We start from the raw sequence: 23,970 nt of genomic DNA, 5'->3' as shown, positions 1-23,970 counted from the left end.
TCTTTGAGTTTATCTCCAACTTTTCCCCCGATCCGCACCGTACGTGCCACTTTCATGGCATACGGCGGTCTACCTAAATTGTAGTTTTCGTCTCACCTAATAATGATAAGTTCCAAGTGAACAACGCTAGTTGTTCGTTTTTTGATTCCACTTCGTTTTGTGATTCTATACAGATTTCATTGTTTTCGACTAATTTCCGCAACTTATTAAGTTTACCTAGTTGTTCCTCGTTGAGTTTTAGTTCATTGAGTAATTGGTTTATGGTCTCTGTTTTGGTTGCGTGTATTAGTCTATGGATACTTGGTTTGATGATTGTAAGGTTTTTGTAGCTGTCATCTTTTGTTTCACTCCACAATTTCTTATGGTGACAGTGCATGTCCCAAGGGAAGAGTTTCTCACCTGTTACACTACATTTTCCTTTTTGTGAGACATAAAGGGAAATTCGATTGTCACTGTACTCTACGGTTGTCCGTTTGTTTATGACTGGATTTTCTCTTAACCATTTTAGTTCCGTTTCGGTTATATCTGCCAAGATTTTATGTATCGAGGCTCGACCTTCTACGGTGTATTTGTTAATGGCTTGTTTTTTCATCATCGGGTTTTTGTTTTGAATATAAGAGATTGGTAGGATAGGACGTTTCATTAGGTATCTAATTTGTTTTGAAACTAAATATGGCTTGATACCTTTGTCTTTTCCGTTATACTCTCCTATATTCGTGTATCCGTTTGTGTTTCGTTTACCACTATTTACTACTTTTGGGAAACGGTTGTACATCATTTGGATTAATCCTAGACTTATTTTTCTGAAGTCTAGGTTGACATGTGTCGCTATTTTGTAATAGTTATGTTTGCCAATGACCATGCTGTTGTATATGCCGATTCTCTTTATTGTTTCGATAGAGGTTGAGGTTTTCTATATTTTCTTCACTTGGTTGGCTAAGTCTTGTTTTGTCTTTCTCAGTGCTTTTGGAGATACGTGTGTTTCCGCAATATATCGTGTGTCACCATTCTTCTTTTTACCTTTCTTCGCAGCCTTGAGCGTGAATCCTAGGAATTCACTTTCTTGTCTTTTCAGATTGGTTACTTTAGATTTCTCGGTTGAAATGGGTAGCTTCAAACGTTCTTCTAACCACATTTGGCTTTCTTTGAAGATTTTCTCCGCATTACTTCGTGTGTTTGTGAAGATTTTGAAGTCGTCTGCGTATCTTACGATATACATTGGTTTCATTTTGGATGTTATTATAAGTTGATTTGTTACGTTATCGTTACTCCAGATTCCATCTTTGTATCTCGGTTTTACCTTTTTGGCTTTAAACGTTTCCCATTGATCGCTTACCCACCAGTCAAATTCATTAAGATTGACATTTGCAAGTAGAGGACTAAGAATACCACCTTGTGGAGTACCTTTTGTTGGGACTATTGTTTTACCATCGGGCATTTGCACTGGTGCTTTTAGTATTTTTCGAATGATAACTAGTAGTTGTTTATCACGTATACCTAGTGTCCATAATTGGCGCATAAGTTTAGCATGATTAACTTCATCGAAAAATCCTTTAATATCTACATCCACCACATATGTAAGATTTTGTTGATTCACCTTTTTGATACTGTCCGCTATTGCATGTTCTGCTCTTCTGTTAGGTCGAAAACCTTAACTCCTTGTACAGAACTGCGCTTCACAGATAGGCTCTAAGACTTGAAGAATACACTGTTGGATAATCCTGTCCCACATACTAGGTATTCCTAGGGGTCTTATTTTCCCATTATCTTTTGGTATGTCTTTACGTCTTACTTTCTGCGGCTGGTAGTTTTGAAAGCGTTTTTTGACTTCATTCAAGAAATAGTCTTGTTCCATTCTCCCAATATCCTTAATATGTACATTGTCACAGGCTGATGTTTTACTTCCTTTGTTACCTTTGATGTTACGAAAGGCAAGAAGTATGTTTTCGTCTGATGTTATGATAGACATTAAGTTTTTGAATGAATTTCTTTTAGTTGCTTTTAGGTATAAGTTATCTAGGACAGGTTGAATACCGTAATATTCGTTGTGTCTTAATTTCTTATCCTTTAGCGTGGGCTTAGAGTTGTCATTCATGGTCTATCACCTTCTCTCATATTGATTTGGTGACCTTTTGAGTCTTACCAGAATCCATGCAAGATTAGATGAAAGTTCAGTTCCTACAAAATAGGCTTGTGGCTGTTCCTCCAGTCCCATTACAGAACCTTCACAGGTCGTACCACTACTCTCACCACTATTAAGAATACTTCCCTCGGTTACCCGTTTCGCATTCAGCTGTATCCGTCGATAGAGTCATTGACTCAACGCTAGTGGCTTTCGACGTTCCGTTCAGACTATCATTGTTTTAAAGGTCCGCAGACCTCCGATTTAGGTGCTCACTATACCCCGTGTCTAGCTCCGTTGCCTATAACAACGTTTAGGATTATTGAAAATGGCATTTCTCTAATCCTTTAGACAAGTCTTATTTTCAGACCCCGAATCATTTCTGACCCGTAACTGTATCGAGGCGTACATTCGCAAGTTCGTCAGTGTTTACACATTCTCACCATGTCGGTTGACAGCATACAATACTTAATCAGTTCCATTTGGTTTATTATTCCCAATGGCTTTCGGTTGCCCGGTCGGGTACTACGGATTTTGACTGCATGTTTTACCCTGCTTCCTACATCACACTATACCTAGCATATGCAGTTGGGAATCTCACTGGGGTAGTTTCAGGTCGTTACTCCATCATTCCTACCACTCGTCTGAACAGTTATCCTGCTCTTAATTGTTTTTGTTGTTTCTACAATCTAGAACAGTCCTCGTTGTCGCTTATGCTTGCGCATTACTTAATCGAGAACGTCTCGCACACCATTATATTTTCCTCCTAGAACGTAAAAAAGGACACACCTGTACCGTTGGAATGGTACGTAAGGTGTGTCCTTCACGTAAGTCATGACTTCTGTTTTGGTATCTATACTTATTTGTCTCCGAAATCCTTGGTCATAAAGATATCTTATCTTTTCACCGTTTTTAGTTTTGTATCGTATACCAAATTTCCCAATAGTTTTATATTTGTTGAGTATTTGTTTAACACTTTTTTTGTACTTGCTAGCGAGCGTTTTATACATACTATATTCCATTATGTATTTGTATTTATTTATAACACTTACGTTATTCGCCAACTTGTAGTATTCATATAGACCACGAATTTCTGCGTTGTAGATACTTAAAATCTCTAAGTCGTCATTATCTTTTAGATAGGTTCTGTGTTTAGGTTTCCAAGTACCTGTATTTTTATCAATTGCTAGTGCGTCTTTTTGAAATAGGTTCTTTATCCATTTGTTTTTGGGTACGTATAGTTTGGGTGTGAAAGAGAATACCCTTTTTGTCCTTCTATGGGTTGTTTTTGCTATTGCTTCTTCTCTTGAGGTTGTAATATCGTAACCGAGAAATTGTACTAATTTTTCACTATGGGTTATGAGAGTCTTTTCCTGTGACAACTCGAGTTCAAGGGTTTCTTTAAGAAAAATCGTAAGATTTTCTTTGGCTTGAATAGCGTCTTCTTTACTACCTATTATTCCTATGAGGAAATCATCTGCGTACCTGGTATATACAATTCTTTTGTAGTTTTCGTCCATAGGTTCTTTTGAATGTATAGAGAGCTGTTCTTTGTGTAGTTTGTTCCACTGTAGTTTAACTTCTCTTTTTTCGTCCTCTGACATTGGTCCCCATTGTTCCTCATGTTTTTTTCGTAGTCGGTATTTCTTATCTGAAAGGTACGCATAATCACGATTTGTCTTTCTTCTTGCTCCATTATCAAATTGTTGTTTATAGATCTTCATAAATTTGTCTAGTTCATTCAAATAAATATTTGATAGTATGGGACTGATTATGCCTCCTTGAGGGGTGCCAGAGAATGTGTTGTTATATGTCCATTCTTCAAGATAACCTGCTCTGAGAAACTTCCAAATTAACCTTATAAATTTTTCATCATCAATCCTTCTTTTAAGGATATTTATAAGTGAGTGGTGATTTATGTTATCGAAGAAACCTTTTATGTCCCCCTCAACAAACCATCGTACCCCTCTATATGTCTTTTGAATTTGAATTAACGCAGTATGACAGCTCTTTTTAGGTCTAAACCCATGTGAATCATCGGAGAACGTAGATTCATATATACTCTCAAGGATACTTCGTATTATTTCTTGTATGATTTTATCATCCATAGAAGGGATGCCTAGTGGTCTTTTACCACCATTAGCTTTGTTCCTATAAATCCGTCTAGCTGGATAAGGTTTGTAAGTCTCGTGTTTAATTTTGTCTATAAGAGTGTTAATTCTTTCAATACTCATTCCATCCGTAACTTTGGTCATGTTGCTTTCTTTGGCGTATATCTTAGAATATGCCATATAATAAAATTCTGGGTTATACAGGTTTCTGTATAGTCTCTTGAACTTGTAATCTGTATTACTAGCCATGGTACGTAGGCTGTTTAATACCTCATTTGGATTTCTCAAAGAGCCTCACGCTCCTTCCTAATTTGTATTAAACTGATAAACTGTTTCCCTTCGCCCTGTAATAGGCTTTCCCTATCTCTGACTACTACGGAAACTCCGTTACCTTATTGGATATTCAGAAGCCACATACCTTGATTTACACTTGGTATCATCCTTAATAGCCAGTTTGTATTGGCGTTCCAACTTAGGTAATCCCCATTTAGTACATTTAGAGATGAGCTTGCTATAGTGTTGGATGCGACTTTCGTCCTTTTCCACCTACAGTGGATAGTTAGTAATGGATCTCTGGATTTGAGGATGAAGACCTCGTCCTTCTATACCATTTAGCGTACACCTGGTTAAATGGTCATTACTACATAACGTTACTAGTTACCTTTCGTCATGGGGTTCGATATCCCCCCTTGGACTATCGTTTAAGCAGTTTAGCTTTCATCCTTGTCTATACGTTTCATCTGGCCATTCAGTCGTAATTTGGTAACTAATTAACTTATGGCTTTACCAACATGCTACACTCCCCGTTCAGTTTCCTTCACGGATAAGTTGGTTGATGATAGGCTTTTGTGAGACCTGAGCCTACAACTTTGCTAGAGTTGAATCTCTAAATGCCCGTATGGGCGCACATGTACATCGAAATCAAAATCGGATTTTCCAAACAAAACACGACGTATTAATACGTTTGAAGCTAAATCTTTTAAGATATTACGCAAACCCTTTACATATTCTTCTTCTTCTCTATCATAATGCATCAGTTGTCCGCGATATTTTCCTGATTTATAAACGGCCGGTTCTCCTTGGAAATCTGTTTTTTCACAGATTGTATTATATAGCAATAGGTAAGGTTTTGAGGCAATCTCCACCTTTTCCCCTGCTCCACACCGTACGTGCGATTTTCACCGCATACGGCGTTCCATCATTAAATTAACTAATCAATAATATCCAAATTACATTTCTGACGAAACATATTGAGTTTTTTCAATTGTTTTCCATCCAATTGAAGTAAGTTTTTATATTTAACAATCGTCTCTTTCTTTGTAGCATGTATAAGTGTATGAACTAATTTATGAACAATCACAAGGTTTTTAAAGTCATCTTTTCCTCCTAATTTTCTGGGGGTTACATGATGACAATGTACCTCTTCAGCTTCTAGGAATGTTCCCAAAATTGAGCATTTCCCTAACTGCATGGAGTACCTAGAGATTCGATTATCCTCGTACTCCAAGTTGTCATTTCTTTGTGTGAACATCATTTTATTAATTTCGTGTTCTACACTTTGTTTAATTCTCTTGTGATTTTTTCTTCCCTCAGTGGTGTAATTACAGATATTTTGACTGAAATTCATTGCATTTTCAGTTCGAATATCTGCTATTGGATATAAATAGACTCCCATTATTTTGTATGTTTTATAGTTGTTTTTATGAAGTCGTTTATATAAAACCGAAGGGTTTATTGGTTTTTCAAATACATGGTTTTTAAGTCGATTATATAAGGTTCGTGATAGACGATAGGCTATTAGGCGAAAATTATAATTTACATGCGTAGCAGTTCGGTAGTAGTTTTTGATTCCTAATATATATTGATTATATTTGTTGACAGATATTACAGTTGGTTTATGTTGAATTTCTTTGATTAATTTTTTGGTTTTAGCTAAAATAGTTTTTATTTGTTTACTTGAAACATGAGTATTAGCAACAAATTTATTCTTCTTTTTAACTGCTTTTAATTTGAATCCTAGAAATTCTGATTTACCCTTTGTAATATTTGTTATCTTTGACTTTTCTCTTGATATATTAAGCTGTAGGTGATTTTCAAGGTATTCTTTGACCGCATGGAATATCTTCTTTGCAGATTCGTGAGAATCTGTAAAGATTTTAAAGTCATCTGCATATCGTACGATAAACATTTCTTTTAACTTTGTAGACTTCAGTGCTCTATATTTGTGAAGGCTTGTGTACGTGTGTTTCGTATCCATGTTCTCCCATTGGTTCGAGATCCACCAGTCTAGATCATTCAGTACAACGTTCGATAGTAGTGGTGATAGAATACCACCTTGCGGTGTTCCTTTTGAAGGTATACCTACGCCTTCTATCGGTGATTTAAGCATTTTTGAAATAATGCTTAGCACCCTGTTATCTTTTATTCCAATGTTGTATAGCTGTTTTATTAGCTTGGTGTGATTTACATTGTCAAAGAAACCTTTTATATCTACATCTACTATATGATGTTTATTCCCTTTATTTATAAGAGATTGACATCTAGCTATTGCATGTTTTGTCGCTCGATTAGGTCTAAATCCATAGGAATGATTGTAGAATTTTGCTTCACATATTGGTTCGAGAACTTGTTTAAACATTTGTTGGATTAGTCTGTCTCTCATTGTAGGAATACCTAAAGGCCTTGTTTTACCGTTTTCTTTAGGTATCGCTACCCTTCGTACTTTTTGAGGTTTATAATCATTTAAAGCTGTTCTAATGTCCTTTATGAAGTTTTCTACATTTTTCATTTTGTAATTATCTATGGTTATTCCATCTGTACCTCTTGTCTTTGAGCCTGTATTGGCTTTGATATTGCGGTATGCGAGTAGTATATTTTCTTTTGATGTTATAATTTCATATAATCCTATTCCTTTTGTGCAGTTATATTTACTGCGCTCATATAGCGTGTCAAAGGTGGATTGCATACCGTAGTACTCGCTGTTTCTCAGTGTAGCGTTCATCGATGGATATATTGCTCCTTCCTTTTGGAAAGTCCCATCATCATACTCGACCTTATGAACTTCATTTGGTTACTATTGTTTAATTTCTTTAATGACTCGGGGTTATCCCTCCACTATGTTTCCATAATTTCATCGGTACTGTACCCCTGCTTTCACGAGAGTAAATCAATTTCGGCTTTATACCTTATATGAACCAACCCCAAGATAGTGGTTTAAATAGTTGTCTCTCGCTTCCCACGTTCCGATTTAACTAGCTGTACATCTAATTTTAGGTGGATACTATAGGCCTGTAAGTTCTCTATGTTCATTGTTACATAGTACGAATTTCATAGGTTCGATTCTTACTTTTCGTTGACTTACCCCATACAAGGGATACAGTTTTCACTGTATTCGAATTTTAGACCCGTACATTCGTATCTTCGTCAGACCAGTTGGTCATTCTCACCATGATTAGTTTATAGCCAACCGCATTATCAATTGCCATATACATGTTGTCATGTACTTAGGCTTTCTTCATGCGTCTTCACCTAGCTTCATACAGTGCAGTCTATCAACTTTCTCTGCATGTAGGAGTATTATTGGGAGTGTTTCAGCTCAACATGAAGGCTTTCATTCCACTCACTCGTTAAATCAGTTATTACTATCTGTGTTAATCTAGATAGTCTTCTCATTTCATAGTTATTAACTATTTATAGAGAAACGTGTCGCACCAAACCACTCATCAATTCCTTTTATAATCTTATACTCGTTTTTTTGATCACGTGAAGCAGCCCCGGTTTGAACAAAATCATATAGCTTTTCGACCTGTATTTTTAATAGTTTGTGCATACGGTGGACACGCTCTACATCGTCATACATGCTTATTAAATCATCAAAGGTGACATCTTTTTGTGGATTATGCAGTTTTAATAAGTAGATATGTTGCTTAAGGTGGTTACGCTGCGCTTGTTCAAAGAATGCATTGTTAGATTCAGACAAACCTTGAATAACCATTGCGAAAACTTCTGCTACTTTATCAACCGGTCCACGCAGAATGTTTATATTTTTGGTATCAGGATTGGTTGGATCAATGTAGTAAACCGAGCTTGCAGGAATCTTATGTGCTTGTACTAATTTATATACCTTTTGACATAGATCATTACTGGGTTCAATAACAGTGACACCATTTAAGAATGTTCCTTTTACTTCTTCTGAATCATAATCGTTCTTTTTATACACAGTTTCGAACTTATTTATGAAACGCACCATCCAGTGTAAATCTTGATTTATCATAGGAATAATTAAACTTGATGTTTTACCAGAACCAATTGGACCAATAATAATTCCATTTAACGTTCTATCTTTCCCCTTAATACGAACCATCTCTTTATGCTCAATATGAGGTCCAATTTCTACATCAGGATATATTTGTTCTCCTTGGCTATTAAACCATTTTTGTAACTTGTGATTTTTATATTCGTATTTTTGTACCCACTTTAATATTTCTTCTCTGTAACGAACAATATGGCCACTATACCAAAGTGTAAACAAGATCATAAAGACTGTAGGTAAAAAGACAAAAATCATAGTGAGTGTGTGGAAATTCCCTGTTAAGACATGACCTATGGCTTCATACTCACCAAAGTTAACATGTTTTGATTTATCCGTAAGATACGGAATAACTTTTGCATGGATCGGAGCAGTTGCAAACCATAAAAATTGAATATCAACTGCAATATGAGAAACAATTAATATTATTAATTTCCCATTTTTCACATGCAAAGCAGGAATACGGCTGTAAAACCTAAAGCTGAATTCTCCTAATAGCAAAGAGAAGAACATTAAAATAAGCGGTACATATGTAATTTCTATAGGATAAGACGGTGGTTCAAATGCATAGTAGAGTAACTTGATGTAGTTTACTAAACCGAATCCAAATGAAAGAATAAATCCGCTAATTAAGCCAATTGTAGTAAATAACGGTAATCGTTGTTTAAATGTCTGCATATAGGCTCACCTACCTCTTACAGATATAATTGAGCTTTATGCTTAAACTTGAATCGATTATTGAATTCTGGTTGGAATAATTCCTTGGATTTTTCAAAAAAGAATTTTGCTGCGTCTTCAGTTTGTTTTAAATATAAATCAATACTATCTCTATCACAGAGTTGGTTATATTCTTCTTGGGAAAGTACTGCAATATTTACTTCTATTTTTTTATTTGTTGCTGTTTCAATGATTACATCATACCAGTAGTAATTCGGTTTTCCTGGGATTTGGATATCTTGTAGAGAAACGCTAAACGTTGCGCCCTCTTCTGTCATATGTTTGAGGACTAGTTCAGGGTTTTTAAACGCTTCTCTAGCAGAGAGCCCCCCAGTATTAGAAGTTGCATATTGTAAACCCATTTTGATTTTCCACCTTTCTCCATATAAAAAAAGGCAAGCGACACCCACTGTAAAAACAGCGTGTGTCGCTTGCCTTAATTTCATATGTTCTGATTTGATTGTAGTTTTTTGTGTTTAGTTCAAACATAATTCTATCACCTTAAATAATAAAAATCAATAAAATTGTATAAAAGTATATAAAAAACAATGGATTAATATAATTCTACAAGTTTGCGTCTTTTCGGGTGTATGTTATTTGCAGTACGTACCATGATTTGTTCATCCGCGTCTATAGTGACACTTTCATTTTGGAGGGATAGCAGTAGCACATTGTCATAAGTGTCCATTAAAAGTATATCTCTAGCCTTTTTACGCTTTGGATAGATCACAACAAGTGGCACCCCCTCATCACCTTCTCTTCTTGAAAACACAACATCGTCTAATCTAGCAATCATTCGGTAATCATTTTCATTCCCAAAAATAAAGAAGAAATCTTGCATAGCCTCTTTATCTCTCCTATACGTTCGTCTAAGACCACCATCTATTGTTTCCTTAAATGTTTGAACTTTTTCAACAAATGCGTAGCGCCAATCGGCATCTCCTACTGTACGTTGAGATAAAGGTAAAAGAATATCCTGTTCAAAGTTTTGATTATCATCTATTCCTAGAATGATATCTGAAATAACATCTCCAGCATCTTTCAATGAGCAAATGTGTACATTTAGATTTGGTATATTCATTAATAGTTCATGATACTTCCGCATAGAAAATAATAGATTTTTCATACGTACGTATGGCGGTTCTGCATCTTCTGCAAGGAACATTGATTTGTCGTACATAACAAAGACAACAGTTACATCTTCATTTGTTTTTTTTGTATATTCTATGTACTTCTCTACTTTTTCAACTAAGGTAGAATTGGTTTCTTTACACATATCCATCTCAATATGGATATTTTTATCTTGATATGAAATATGTTCATCAGGAATCAAAGTCAATTGGTTGTCCTCAATTTTCACATTTTTTTTCTGGTAAAAAGAACGAATATCCAATTCATATAATATTTCATTGGTTTGTTTCTTCTTTGTAGTCGCTAAAAGAGTACGGATCATGACCTCACGTGAACACATTGTGTGAAAAGAAGTTGCTCTTGAGTAACGTCTTTTTGAACTTTTTTTTGAAATTCTTCCTATTTCCATTAAGAATTCAATTGTCTTTTCTTTTAAGGAAAATAAAGCACGTTTCGTAATACTGTCAGCCTTTTTATCTATTCTTTTAGTTAGCATAGCTCCATATTGTGAGTAACGGTCAAGTTTTGTAAATATGCTAGCTTCAGAACATTCTCTTCCCTCAAATGCACTATATAACTGAGTGATTTGTCTTGTTGTAAGTGCTCTTTTGTAATATAAAACTGTAAAGACAAAAATGTCAGCTTCTTTTAAGTGAAAATGTTTTTTGGTACCTGATCTTCTATATTTATACACTTTTCCGGACAATGCATACACCTCTTATATTGAATTAAACTTAAATTAAATACTTATTATTTTTCATATATTATTACATTGATATGGTAGTTGTAAAACAAGAAAAAATGAATAAGAGATTTTAATCTTTAGAGATACCTTATTTTGTACATCGAAGTTGAGATGATAACTGCTCTTATAAATCTCTTATAAATTATTGATTTATAAGGCTCTATTAAATCCTTTGTTTTGTTAGGACGAGCTACTACTAGACACCTAACAATAGTTATAATGAAATTCCATTTGTAAAATAATATTATGACGTCCTAACATTTATTAGATAGTAAAAATACCATTTTAATTGATTAAAATTATTCAAGAATTATAAAAAGGCTTATTGATAATAAAGAGTAATTTTCTCTATCTTTAACTCGAAATTCAACTTTTTATATGTGATGAAGCGCTCTTTCTAAATTCGGGTATTGACTCAATTTAAAATTCCAACTTTTTCTTTTAGTTGTTTTTATTGTATAGAATCATAAATTCGCTTAGACAAATATTATTAATTGTTTCTACCAAATCAAAAATAAGTTAGAAATATGTCTACAGGTACTTAACATATAGGTTTTAGTCACTTGAACTACTTCCCCTTTTGCTTCGTAGAGAAGGAGTAATCCTAACTGAAATGATAAAATTAACCAATTGTTAATTTTATGTAAGGTTATAATTGTTATCATCATTCCTCATGCATTACAAAAATTTTTATTGTAATGTAAGTATCACTTTGATGTTAATAAGATGAGATTTCACTTTTAATAATCTAGTTTGAACAAATGTTTCTTTTTCATAGTAGTGATGTGATTGTTAGCCTACTACTTTTAGAATGTCAAAGTTGATTTATCCTTGTACTTCCTTTTTAATATGTTGAATATTGAGGGTATTGATGCTGTTCATATGAAATTAACAACCTCTTCTACTGGCTTTCAAGGAATGAATGAAATTGACAAGGAATTGAATTCAAATGAGGAACAGAGGATAATTTTTCTTATAACATATATAATAATGTGAACTAACAAGTACTAAGTGAAGAACAGTGCATTAACATAACATTAACAATGAGTGGTATTATAAGTGATAAATCCTGTTAAAATAGCTAGGTAATAAAGAAAACCTTAGTGTGAATTGCTATAAGAACGTCTTGAAATCTCTTTAGTAATATAAATACACACGACTAATATAAGATGTTAGAAAATTGAAAAAACAAAGCTGGATTATATAAGTTGTACAAGTACGGTTTATATATAAGTTTTATATAAGAGTCTTATATAAATAATTTTGTTAATTTGATAGGTAATTCTTCGTTTTAATATTGATATAAAAGTATTATTTTATACATCTTATATATAAAACTTATATATAAGATGTATAAGTTTTTCTTGGATTTTCATGTTAAAAAAATAGGTGATTTTTAATCAGTTTTTTTAAATTTTAATCTAGATTTTTTAATAATCTTTGTTGAAATGTAAAACACATGAAATTTAAGATTGATATAACATGTATACGCATTATATATACGTCGTACATCTAAACCCTTATAATATATAGATTAATTCCAATTTTATTTTTATAAGTCTTATATATAAGACCTTTATATAAGTTTTATTTATAATGACTTGATATACGACGTGTAATGATGTACTATGTTTCTAGGAATAATTAACCAATGTTTTAAGGGGGGGGACAACTTGAACGAAGTTTTAAGTGAAAAATATCAAACAATCAAGTTTGCAGATGAAGTAGTAAACATGTTTGCTGATATACTTGAACAAGATGAGATACTCTATAGTGTATTTCTATACATAGGAAACATAGTAAATAAACAATTTCAAGAGACGAAGTACATGAGGGGCATATCTATTAATGAAATAGTGGAAAATGTAGTTATTGATAGGAGAGTAAAGAAAAAAAAGGGAAAATCCTATTCATTAGAGGTTGAACGTACGAATATATCTAGACGTTCAGCTGAAATAAGTGTGAGTACGCTATCATCAATGTCTTTAATCTATGAAAAAACCATGCACCCATATAAATTTTTGATCTCAACTTATAGAGGGCAACAAGTACTGATTGAGTTAGGGAAAAGAAAAAAGATAAATAAGGAGAGATAAAATAATGGCAAAAAACTTCTTAAAGAATGAAGTAGCAGTTAAAATGACGATGATCGGTTTTGGTCAAGCTGGTACTAGAATGGTAGATAAATTTGCGGAATATACACATACAGATGGCACAGCAGTATATAATTGCTTAGCACTAAATAGTAATGATGGAGATCTAGCTGAATTAAAAAATGTACCAAAAAGTAATCAAGTTTCACTAAAATTAGGTGGTTTAGGTAAGAATCCTGAGCGTGCAGTAAAAGTCCTTGATTCAAATGAGGAAGCAAAAGAAAAGCTAAAAGAATTTATTACTGAACGTGTAAGACCTACGGATGAACTTGTTTTATTTTTTGCAGGTTTAGGTGGAGGAACTGGAACTTCTACAATCATTAAGGCCATTGAAGAATTTTCGGCTTTTCATAACAAGCCAGTAATCAGACAAGAATTACAAAAGGTTGCGCAGCTATATCCAATGGCTGAAATTAAGGCGAATCAGGCAAAGTTTGCAAGAATAGCCTTTGAAAATGCTATTGAGCGCAAAGACTTTATTAAAATGGGGATTGTTGTAACTCTTCCCGTCCGAGCGGATGGGCCTGATGTATTACGACAAGTAAATAAATTTTCACAGGAAATTTGGAAATTAGCAAATGATAAATCAAAAGGTGTAGCATTTGTAGTATTTGCTGATAACCAGCATTTTTACGATGAATTTAAGGAATTAAATGAAAATGAGAAAAAAGGTGTCGCTAATTCACGAGATTATGCAAATCAACGTATTAGTGAAATTATTCATGAGTTAAATACCGCTGCTAATGGATCTGGTACATCTGTAATACTGGATTCTCAAGACTTTAAACGTATTTTACTTGAGAAAACGGGCTGTTTAGTAATTAATAAGGTTTCACGTAATATGAATCAAATAGAAAATAGTCATGCAATTATAGAAATGTTTCAAGAATCATTAAGAGGAAGCTCTTTCCATCCCCCAATTGATTTGATGAAGAAGAACGATGATGGTTCAGTTGAAGCATCAAAAGTACATCATTTTGGTATGCTTGCAATCCTAGATGAGCAAAAGAATATTAATGATTCCTTTATGGATGACGCTAAGGTAGAAGTTTCAAATAATTTACCTATAAATGGCACAGTCTTTAATGGATATTTGGTGAGTAAGAATGATTTCTTAGGAAGTGTATATACGTTCTATAAAACTGATGCATTACCATCGAGATTATCTAAAGGTTTAGTTGAAGAATTTAATGAGTTTAAAGAAAGACAAAGCCAAATTCAGTATAAAAAGTCTCAAATTAGTACGATTGAAAGTATAGATGAGGATGAGGATTTAGGTTTTGCATTTGGAGATTTTATCGATATGGGTAGTGACGAAGAAAATAATAATGCTGGAGCAAATGAAGATGAAGATCTAGCAGATTTTTTAGATCCAGATAAAATGTTTGGTACTACAAAATAATAAAAAAGTCTGGACTAAGTTCCAGACTTTTTTATTATTCTACTGAATTCATAAGAGATTTTATATACTCAATAATATTATCTTGTATGTACTGCTCTATGAAGAGTTGTTTTTTACTCAAATCTTCCTCTTTTTTAAACCAGCCTGCTTTTCTAGTACGCTCTTCCTCAGGTTTATTATTCCATAAGCTCTCTGCTTGTTTTCTTAATTCTTGGCGTGCTCTATGCTCAATAATAAAATTATCAAGCCTATCTTGGCGTTGGCGTAATTTTAACGTTTCTACATCTTCTGGTTGTGGTAACTGCTTTAATATACTCTGTACCTTCTCTTCATAATGAGATTCAATATGTTTTATTTTTTCTTCTAACTGTTTAGTTACCATTTTTTCAATAATTTCTGCAGTAGCTTGAAGGTTTAATTCAGTGGATACCTCATTTGTTTGATGTTCTGGTGACACTGGTCTTAAATCAAACTGGTGTGGTAAAAGGTCAATAATTGCATCTAAAGACCATTTCTCATCCCTTTTCTGCTTTATAAATAGAGCAATTTCAAGGTCTAAAGCATTATAGAGTTTTTCATTTGTATTTTGAGTTCTTAAAGTTTCATGAAGTCCCTTTTCTTCTAGGATATTGAACCAATTATAAACTGTATTATGATGACGTCCTACTAGTTTTGAGAATTCTGTTATCCGCCATGCTTTTTCGAAAACATTATCATCTAATATATCATCATCGTTAATTTGATGGTCTTGTTTTTCATTTTTTTGCTCAATCATTGTAACTACCTCCTCAAAAATCAACTCATAAACAACCAATTATAATTAACATGTGAGCTGAAATTAACATGTTAGCTAGTATTTCGATAATATGGGTGAAAATCCCTACCAATCCAGTGAATTATATGAAATATGAAATTAACATATAAACATACACTTGTTAACAAAACATTAACGTTCAGTATAAAATTCAGTTGAATTAGTAACTTTATTACCAATTATATATTTCAAATTGGTAATGTTTTGTTAATGGGAATATATTTATTATGTTAGTAGCACTACTGATAGTTGCTATGAGATTAACAAATTAGGCTACTTAATATTAATGATAAGGAAATAAAGCTATTTTGTAAATAAGTTATAAGGATATAATCCAGGTATATAACGGAAAATACACATAGTAACGTCCAAAATGTAATTATCACGTATAAAAACTAGTAAAAAGTAAATAATATTAATGTAGATTTAGTATTGTTCAATAAACAAAAAGGTATTTAAGGATATAGGAGCACAATCATAATACTTCGAAGAGGTTCGTTCCTACCCCCTATTTACTTGCTACGGATCTATTTATGTATATTAATTTAGTATAGAATGTACAATTTAAGCTGTATATTGCATGTCATGATAGAAATTTATGTAGTCAGTATCAACAAAACGATCTTTATCAGTATTTAAGAACAAACTGAGCCCGTGAATTAACATTGATACAAAATGTAACATTGACATGAAATCTATACTAAAACAACCTTCTAACAACACACAAACACATATTGTTAATGTTTTGTCAACTATAATAGACATATTAACCCTATGTTTACATGTTGATCTAAAAAGATTACCTTTTAACATGAAATGTGAATCGTAAACGAAGAATTTTATGGGGAATTTTGAGGAAGTATTTAAGATACTAAAGTTTGATTTAGAATAATCCTGATGATGTGTTTTTGTAGATATCCGATCTCTAGTACACGCTTGCATATATTAATAAAATCATAAATAAGATGATGAGATTGACATGTTAATCAAAATTAGATAAGTATACTTCGAATATCCATAAAGATAACATTGACATGAAATAAGAAATCGCCATGAGATTAATGTAACATTAACAAAAGCTATTCAAACTAAGGACGGATCATCCTAATTGTTAATGTCATGTTGATCAGAGATAGAAACTACCATTTAGACTTAGAGATACTAGTTATTCTAATGGGTGTTTATGACTTAAACCCCTTAAAAAGTTAATAAAAGTAATTGGTAATAAAATATAGCATGCGCTGGTTTGCTAGTTGTTACATTCTATTAACTTAAATGTAGATCTACCAAATAGTTTTGCGTTGATTTATATCTGGGTATCATCAGAGTGATATAACATCTTAAATATTGATATGAAATTAACATCTACACATTTTCGTTTCATTTCACATTAATGTCAATCGATATGTCAATCTCAATCATAGGTATTAGTGTTAGTTAATTGTTTATATGACATTAACACGTCTGGGTTGTGTACTTCAAATTATGTTGAGAATTAAATGGAGATAGATTTTTTTATAAATCTTCTTGACCAAGGAGGTTTATAAAAAGAATGGTGTAGCATATTTGAAATTTAGTTGTAATGTTCAGGTATAAGACTTATTTAGTTGGGTATACTATAAGTATGAGTTCTTTTTTATGATAAAAAGTGCAGCTAATATCTTTATAATCTATAAATATAGATTGTAGTTTTTATAGTATTTGAGTGGAAGAAATGGTTTTGAAACTTAGCTATAATAGAAATGATTTTGTACATCATTCAAATTTAAGTATGCGCAAACTAAAAGTCATTTTAATTCTTACGAGGAAAACATGGTATGGATGTATATTCATCATTTGCATGCTTTTTTGTCTAATAATTAAATTAGGAACTCAAAAGTTATTTTATAATCTTTGTTTGCGAAATATGTGATTAATAAGTTGGTTTAGGTATGAACTGGATGGGTTAGTTTAACTTATATTCATCTATCAATATGTAATTTTATGTCAATGTCAGTTGATATGTTAATGTCAACTGAACGTGTTTGTACTGCCTTACTGTTTACATAACATTAATATGTTTTAGTTGTTTGCTGTTAGTTATGCTATGAGTACTATAAAGATTGTTTTGTATCTAAAGTTCTCTAAGTAAGGAATATATTAAATGAATGGTTTTTTACTTTTGAAATTTAGTTGTAAATATAAATCGAAATTTTGGTATGAAAACCCTGTACTTAGATATACTAATAGTATTACCTGAATTAGGTGATTAAATGACATATGCAAAAAAAGAAAAAGGTTAATCAATTAGAAGCATTATTTTTGTGAGTTTAATTAATAGTTGCGAAGTAGTATTGACATTTAGATATTATAGAGATAATCTTATGCATAAGTTTTATTGTTTAAAATTAATATACAAATAGATATATATTTAATTCTTGCTAAACGGACACACCGAGGGCATATACCTGCCATTGGTGTGTCTTTTTTTATTTAATAACTAGAAAATGATAAGGAGAGTATTAAAGAATGAATGAAATTATTAGTGAAAGTAAAAGAAGATTTGATAAATATTGTAAAGATAATCAAGTTTTTGAGGAGAGAATTAATTCTCTTATTAACTACTATTTTTTACTGCTTGCTGATCGTGTAAACATTTTACAAGATAGAGAATTTAATAACGAGGTCGAAGAGAAGCAATTTAAAAGCAGTCTCAAAAGATTTGAAATATTATTCCCAGCTGCTACTAAGAATGCATTTCTAAAAGGAGATCAGCTTGGTTTAGAGTTTTTCAAACATCCAGAGACAGTGATTCCGGGTTCGCTATTTACAAATCCTAATTTTGTACAAGATATTCCTTTTGCAATCGTAAATGCTGCGGAATTTAATATTTATGAATTAATTAGAACAGATGAAACTCAGGAATTTAGTGTATTTGCTGTTCGAACGTATGAAGGCATTAAACCCATAATGGAGCAAGTGTTTTGTGAAATTGCATTGTTTGGTGCGGAAATTGCACTTGAGCATGAACGTGAGGAAAGAGGACTGAAAGTAGTAGAAGGAAAAACAACTACATTTACAAATGTTCCAGTAGATCGTTTATTTACAATTACTCCATCTGTAGCTGCTAATGTTGTGCATGCAGACGGTCGTTGTGAAATCTGGAGTCTAAACTGGAATACGAAATTAACTTTAGATAACCCTTTTATTGAATTAGCACAAGTAACCATTGTTTACAAAGACAAGACAGAAATACAAAAAAATCTTCGAGATGGATTTATATATGAACAAAGTTTATTTAGTGAGGTACCGTTAGAAGAAATTGAGGATCGTTTAGAGGTTAGAGTCAAATACAACCTTATTGATAATATGCCATGTAATTTTGAGGGATTTGAAATAGAATCACTTCTCACCAAACTATTAACAAAAATACAAAACGCAACAAAAGTGCCTTTTGAAAACATGCTATTACTTTAAAGTGATTTTCTATCAAAGAGGAGTTTTTCATAATGAAAAAGATTGTATTAGCTATTAGTGATACTGTGTATACGGCATATTTACGTGAGGATTTTGTTGGTGCAGGATTTGAAGTAGCTGATAGTGATGTCATGCACATAAAGTATTTAGATGAAATTCTAGATACGGAGCAACCTGATATTCTATGTATTAATGACAAACGATTAAATATTGATGCGGGACACGAAGATAAGCGAGAATTAATTATTTTACAGAAGTTAAGAGACATTCGCTTTCAGCGGGATATTCGCATTGTAGTATTTACAGAGCGTGAAAATAATGATGAATTTTTAGCGAAACTGATTTATCTAGGTATCTATGACATTTTTAACTCTCGTAAAATTGACATTGATAATAAAGGCATCCCGCAGCTGCTACAGGAATCGGATATTAAAAATGTAGTGGAAATTGTAGGAACAAGTCAAGCACCGCAACAAACAAAGGTGCCCAAGGTTCTTGTTGATGAGGAAGAAGAGGAAGTATCAAGTGAATTAGAGGAAGGTGGCAAAAATGAACCTTTTTCTAAATCCAATAAACTATTTAAAAACAAACAAAACCGTAAGTCTATTCAGAAGGAAACGTCAAAAGCGCCAATTATTAAAAAACAGTATAAATTGGCTTTTGAGCCAGTATATGAAAAACAAATTGGTATTGCTATTCCAAGAAGAACAATTGTGTGGCCAGCATGAACAGGAGAAGTGGTGCTACTTTTGTTTCACATCTTTTAGCTGCTTACTTAAATGAACTACAGATTGATGTGAATTATATAGAGAATCTATATGATGATGGTTATACGTATCCGTTATTAAAGGGATATACTGAGGCACCAGAAAACTATCGTAGTGAATTTATGTTGCAGCGGTATAAAGAGATGCTACAGAAGGAATTTGATATATTATCAATTCCAAAATGGAAGCAAGGCAAAATAAATTATATTGTAAAGAATCCTATTGTGGATCAAGAGCTAAAAAACAAGACAGAGCAGGATTTTGACCATTTTATTAAGGTTTTATTGGCTAACCAAGAAGCACCTATATCTATTATTGATGCGGGGAGCGATTGGGATAAAGATTTATACCATGAGATATGTGAAATGGCAGATTACATATTCTTTGTAGCGGAACCCGATCTGCATCAATTGCTAAAGATAGCACATCCTCTTACACAAAAGGAGAGAAAGCTTGTTTCTTACTTAGCTTTAGAGAAAACGAGAATCATTGGGAATAAGTTTTCTCCTTCACTTTTGAAGCATGAGGTAGTAGAAGAATGTTTTGGAGATAAGGTATTAACTGCTTTAGCATCATATGAGATAGAGGATGTATTTGAATCTCAATTAAATAGTAGTACGTTACTATCTAGTCGGAACTATTATAAAGAGCTTGAAGGAATAATGAAGGAAATAGCAGAGTTATTGCTGCCAAATCAATTGTTGAACCCCAAAAAAATTTTTATTTTAAGCGGATTTCGATTTCGAAAGTCTGAAAGTTAAGGAGGATGAAGAGGAATGCAAAAGTTTATTGTTGCAGCAAGTATGTTGCTGTTATTTGTAGGTTGTCTATTCTTTGTAACTGATGAATGTTTTAGGTCTTACGGACAGTGATATTTTTTAAAGTCAAATAGTATGGTACGATCCTAACAAAGAGGATACAAAGAAATAAAGGTGTAAACAAGGACTTGTTTTTATATCTTATCTATATAATATAAAAACAATAAGATTTTACAATAAAATATAAAATTAATCAGTTCGCATATAAGAGAAGACCTCAATATGCGCCATGTCCTTAGGGGACGTGTGCGTGTATTGAGGTCTTTTTGCGTTTTGCGAGCAAAAACACCCGGAGATGCAGGAATTATGTTGAATTGGTTGTCTGCAAAACTTATGACAACATCGGTAGGAGATTTTCTACTGGCAAAAAGTAGTTTTACGAGTGGTATTGGAAAAGGTAGTGGTGCGAATGCTCAAACCGTTCAAAATAGCATGAATACACTTGTAAAAACATTGATTGGTTTTGGTGGTATTTGGGTAGTTGCTTGTGTTGTATTCGCAAGTATTAAGCTTTCTGGTGCCCAAGGGAAGAACCCTGAAAACCGTACGCAAGCTATGATTGGTTTAGCTTGTGCAGCAATTGGGGGCTTTGTCATGATTAAGGCGTACGACATTGCTTCTTGGGTTACAACAATCTAAACATAAGAGTTTGTACAAGCTCTCCTCTATTTGGGGAGAGCTTCTCTTATACAAGGGAGGAAACAGAATGAGAAAAGTAACCGTTCCTGTTGATATGACTTCGGAACAAAAAACACTGTTAGGTGTGCTAAGCAAACGCCAATTGATTTATCTATTGGGTAGCGGAGCATCCCTTTATTTATATGTACCATTTTTATGGCGACTATTTGCACCTATTGATGCGGTAGTAGCATTTTTTATTTGCTTAATTTTAGCACTACCAACGTTAATAGGTGTTATAGCGTTTGCGTTTATTTATAAAGAAAAACAACACATGTATCTAGATAGATTTTTACTTAATGGACAGCTCATTGTATTTTTTGCTTAGCGTGGTTTTTTTCCGAAATGCTGACGATATCCCATTCCCATCAAGCTAACCAAGTAAATTAATAGATACGAAATGCTCCTAGTTTCAAAACTAGCAAGTGATAAAAAAATAGGCACGCTAAAGAAGCCTATTAAAATGCGATTTTTTCGCTAGGCAGCTTGTCTATACTTCACCGTCGTTTTATACACAATCCCTAGAATATCAAAGACGGTCATTTTCTTATACCTATGACATTTACGACCGTTTTTTTTTGAGCAGCTGATAAAGGCGATGCAGAATTTTTAGAAGTTCTTCTGTGCCAACGGCTATCGCTTGAAACAGTAACGGAAAGTAATCTTTAATCATATAAATTGCTTTGTATTCACTCAGCTCCTGCTTTTTCTTTTCAAGCAGAAACTGTCGCATTTGAAACATCGTAGAAGAACAGAGGATAATACCGATGAGTTGTCCATATAAATGGCACTCTAGGCGTTCTCTTTTTATATTTTTACATTCATCAATTTCAAAGAATGACTTCCACGTTTTAAACAAAATTTCAATCTGCCAACGAAGTGAATATAATGAATGCACGTAGTTCGTCGGTACTTCTTCTAGCGACGTGTTCGTGATATATACATTCATGCCCATTAAACGTTTACTTTTATCCTTCATGACGATGCCTTTCTTCTTTTCACGTATCGCTTGGTTTTTTAGACGTGTTTGCGTTTAATCATCGGTTAAACGATGGATAATAACACGTGCTGGAAGTTTCTGATTTTGACCAATGTATGCCTCGGGGAGTTCTATCGTTTCACCAGGGATTAGACCAGACATCATTTGTGTCATATCAAGCTGGATGTATTCTGTCTGCTTTTTTAACGTACCATTGTTGAAGTATTCTGGTTCAGGGTTCTTGATATAAATGCATGTATTCAACTTCAACCGCGAGATATAATAAGCCTCTTTATCATGAATAGTTTGTAAGTCTCCTAAATCGAAGTAACCAAGATCACGTAAACACAAATCGCCTGCTTCTACGGTTTCAAGGCAGATAGTACCGTATGTTTTATCATTATTCTTTCCTGGTCCAAGCTGTACGTTAAGAAATTGACCACTAAGTAAATCGTATTCCAATTGGATTTTCACGCCTGCGGTATTACTACTCCCACCTGAACCTTGATAGTCAGTGACGAAATGGTCAGGCAGTTGAAACACTGTTGCATCTAAAATACGGATACGATTGAAAGTAGAGATCACGTGTGCAGAAAGTGAGTGATTTGAACAGAGTTTTTGTGTGAGAAGAGAAGTAAAGACCTCTCGAAGAAATGCGACAGCTGCTGGATTAAAGCGTTGATTCAGTCCTTCTGAGCTCATAAGTGCCCCAGTGGAAACTTCTAACTGACTGCACAATTGTGTAAGTGATGTGCTAGCAATTTCTTGACTGAGCCATACGCAAAGGGCAATGAGTTCGTTTGCTTGATACTTACTAGATCGCTGTACAAAGCCAACTTGTTTGGCGATGCCTCTTATTATGTCTAAAGAATGAATACGGGCGTTTTGTTGCATGCTAATTCTCCTTTCTTACAAAGAAAAACGAGCACTATACTAGCTAGCGCTCGAATTACGTCTTGCAAAGAATCCATCATATGTAGCAGCTGAAACGGCTCCTTCTAGACGTTCAACTTCTTCACCTCTGTTATAAGCTACGATAACTGGAGTACCTGGAATATCGAACTCTTGAAAGGCACTTTGATTTTCTAGTGTAGAGATATCAATATGATAGATGGTTCTATCATGCTTTTTTGACATACGATTGATATCCGGTGCAGCTTTTTTACAAAAATGACAGGTTGGTTGATAGTAATACGCAATGAACTCTTCATGTGATTGTATTTTTTGCTTTAATTCTTCTTTGGAAATATCTTTTATATTTTCAGGTGATCCTTTTACATCTGCAGCAGATACAATTGTTTTTTCTGGTGTTATAGTTTCTGTGTTGACTGATTCATTTTTAGTTAAAGTAAAGATCGCGATACAAGCAACGCATAAAGTTGTAAAAACTGCTCCAATTTTGTAGACTTTTTTCATAGTAAATTCCTCCTTAAAGTAAAAAAAGGACAAACCTCGCCCGAGTTAACTGGGCGTAAGGTTTGTCCTTCACGCTACGTACAATAGAGTATAAACAATGGAAACAAATTTTCTATCTATATAATACCATAAGATTTATATAGAATACTATAAGAATTTTAAAAGAAAAACAAAGGAATAAATTAATCGTAAAATTTCATGTACCAAATTAAATATTAAAAACAATAAACAGCACAACAAGGGGATTCTCTGTGGTGTATCCAACTGATAGGGACACTATCCTCCTCCAATAAGCATAAAATCATTCAACAAACACATCTCAAAAAGTGTGTGTACTTATGAAGTATGTCTT

The 23,970-nt window shown here is 33.2% G+C and carries 11 protein-coding genes and 5 pseudogenes; 6 read left to right on the top strand and 10 right to left on the bottom strand.

The genetic code is table 11. From position 1 onward, the window contains the following. Positions 1–73: 73 nt before the first annotated feature. The 7 genes and pseudogenes from ltrA (C4S65_RS22980) to C4S65_RS22945 form a co-directional block, all read right to left on the bottom strand. Positions 74–2,095, bottom strand: a pseudogene (gene ltrA, locus C4S65_RS22980) (group II intron reverse transcriptase/maturase). A 755-nt stretch (positions 2,096–2,850) separates the two neighbouring features. Beyond that, positions 2,851–4,521 carry a reverse transcriptase/maturase family protein gene (locus tag C4S65_RS22970; RefSeq protein ID WP_258043884.1) on the bottom strand — a complete coding sequence of 557 codons (1,671 nt, stop codon included), beginning with the start codon at positions 4,519–4,521 and terminating at the stop codon, positions 2,851–2,853. Between the two features lie 584 nt (positions 4,522–5,105). Beyond that, positions 5,106–5,342: pseudogene (locus C4S65_RS22965) on the bottom strand (conjugal transfer protein TraG); the annotation flags it as partial. A 101-nt stretch (positions 5,343–5,443) separates the two neighbouring features. After that, positions 5,444–7,234 (bottom strand): group II intron reverse transcriptase/maturase, encoded by a 1,791-nt coding sequence (gene ltrA, locus C4S65_RS22960; protein WP_098447822.1) that lies wholly within the window; start codon positions 7,232–7,234, stop codon positions 5,444–5,446. Positions 7,235–7,945: 711 nt separating this feature from the next. Next, positions 7,946–9,220, bottom strand: a pseudogene (locus tag C4S65_RS22955) (conjugal transfer protein TraG); the annotation flags it as partial. Between the two features lie 17 nt (positions 9,221–9,237). Beyond that, the gene (locus tag C4S65_RS22950) at positions 9,238–9,621 is read right to left on the bottom strand and encodes a hypothetical protein (protein ID WP_103945489.1); all 384 of its coding nucleotides are present in this window, start codon (positions 9,619–9,621) and stop codon (positions 9,238–9,240) included. A 191-nt stretch (positions 9,622–9,812) separates the two neighbouring features. Next, positions 9,813–11,096 (bottom strand): replication-relaxation family protein, encoded by a 1,284-nt coding sequence (locus C4S65_RS22945; RefSeq protein WP_103945488.1) that lies wholly within the window; start codon positions 11,094–11,096, stop codon positions 9,813–9,815. Positions 11,097–12,808: 1,712 nt separating this feature from the next. Here C4S65_RS22945 and C4S65_RS22940 point away from each other — a divergent pair. After that, positions 12,809–13,231, top strand: coding sequence for a hypothetical protein (locus tag C4S65_RS22940; RefSeq protein WP_001006726.1), 423 nt, complete (start codon positions 12,809–12,811; stop codon positions 13,229–13,231). 4 nt (positions 13,232–13,235) lie between these two features. Next, on the top strand, positions 13,236–14,690 hold the full coding sequence (locus C4S65_RS22935) for a cell division protein FtsZ (RefSeq protein WP_001097011.1): 1,455 nt from the start codon (positions 13,236–13,238) through the stop codon (positions 14,688–14,690). Between the two features lie 34 nt (positions 14,691–14,724). Here the strand turns inward: C4S65_RS22935 and C4S65_RS22930 are convergent, their stop codons facing one another. Then, positions 14,725–15,465 (bottom strand): MerR family transcriptional regulator, encoded by a 741-nt coding sequence (locus C4S65_RS22930; RefSeq protein ID WP_098838762.1) that lies wholly within the window; start codon positions 15,463–15,465, stop codon positions 14,725–14,727. A 2,547-nt stretch (positions 15,466–18,012) separates the two neighbouring features. Here C4S65_RS22930 and C4S65_RS22920 point away from each other — a divergent pair. From C4S65_RS22920 to C4S65_RS22905, 4 genes and pseudogenes are all read left to right on the top strand, one after another. Then, on the top strand, positions 18,013–18,960 hold the full coding sequence (locus C4S65_RS22920) for a hypothetical protein (RefSeq protein ID WP_103945487.1): 948 nt from the start codon (positions 18,013–18,015) through the stop codon (positions 18,958–18,960). A gap of 32 nt (positions 18,961–18,992) precedes the next feature. After that, positions 18,993–20,488: pseudogene (locus C4S65_RS22915) on the top strand (hypothetical protein). A 279-nt stretch (positions 20,489–20,767) separates the two neighbouring features. Further along, complete coding sequence (locus C4S65_RS22910) at positions 20,768–21,184, top strand: hypothetical protein (protein ID WP_098838765.1); 417 nt, start codon at positions 20,768–20,770, stop codon at positions 21,182–21,184. Between the two features lie 67 nt (positions 21,185–21,251). Continuing rightward, positions 21,252–21,551, top strand: a complete 300-nt coding sequence (locus tag C4S65_RS22905; protein WP_001233536.1) for a PrgI family protein — start codon at positions 21,252–21,254, stop codon at positions 21,549–21,551. A gap of 149 nt (positions 21,552–21,700) precedes the next feature. On the opposite strand, the pseudogene C4S65_RS22900 reads toward C4S65_RS22905, so the two are convergent. Together C4S65_RS22900 and C4S65_RS22895 are read right to left on the bottom strand one after the other, a co-directional pair. Continuing rightward, positions 21,701–23,096, bottom strand: a pseudogene (locus C4S65_RS22900) (IS4 family transposase). Positions 23,097–23,135: 39 nt separating this feature from the next. After that, positions 23,136–23,618 carry a thioredoxin family protein gene (locus tag C4S65_RS22895; RefSeq protein WP_103945486.1) on the bottom strand — a complete coding sequence of 161 codons (483 nt, stop codon included), beginning with the start codon at positions 23,616–23,618 and terminating at the stop codon, positions 23,136–23,138. Between the last annotated feature and the right edge of the window lie 352 nt (positions 23,619–23,970).

This window comes from Bacillus sp. ok061, from assembly GCF_900108285.1.
GTDB classification, from domain to species: Bacteria; Bacillota; Bacilli; order Bacillales; family Bacillaceae_G; genus Bacillus_A; species Bacillus_A thuringiensis_S.
This window is presented reverse-complemented; position numbering and strand designations above follow the sequence as displayed.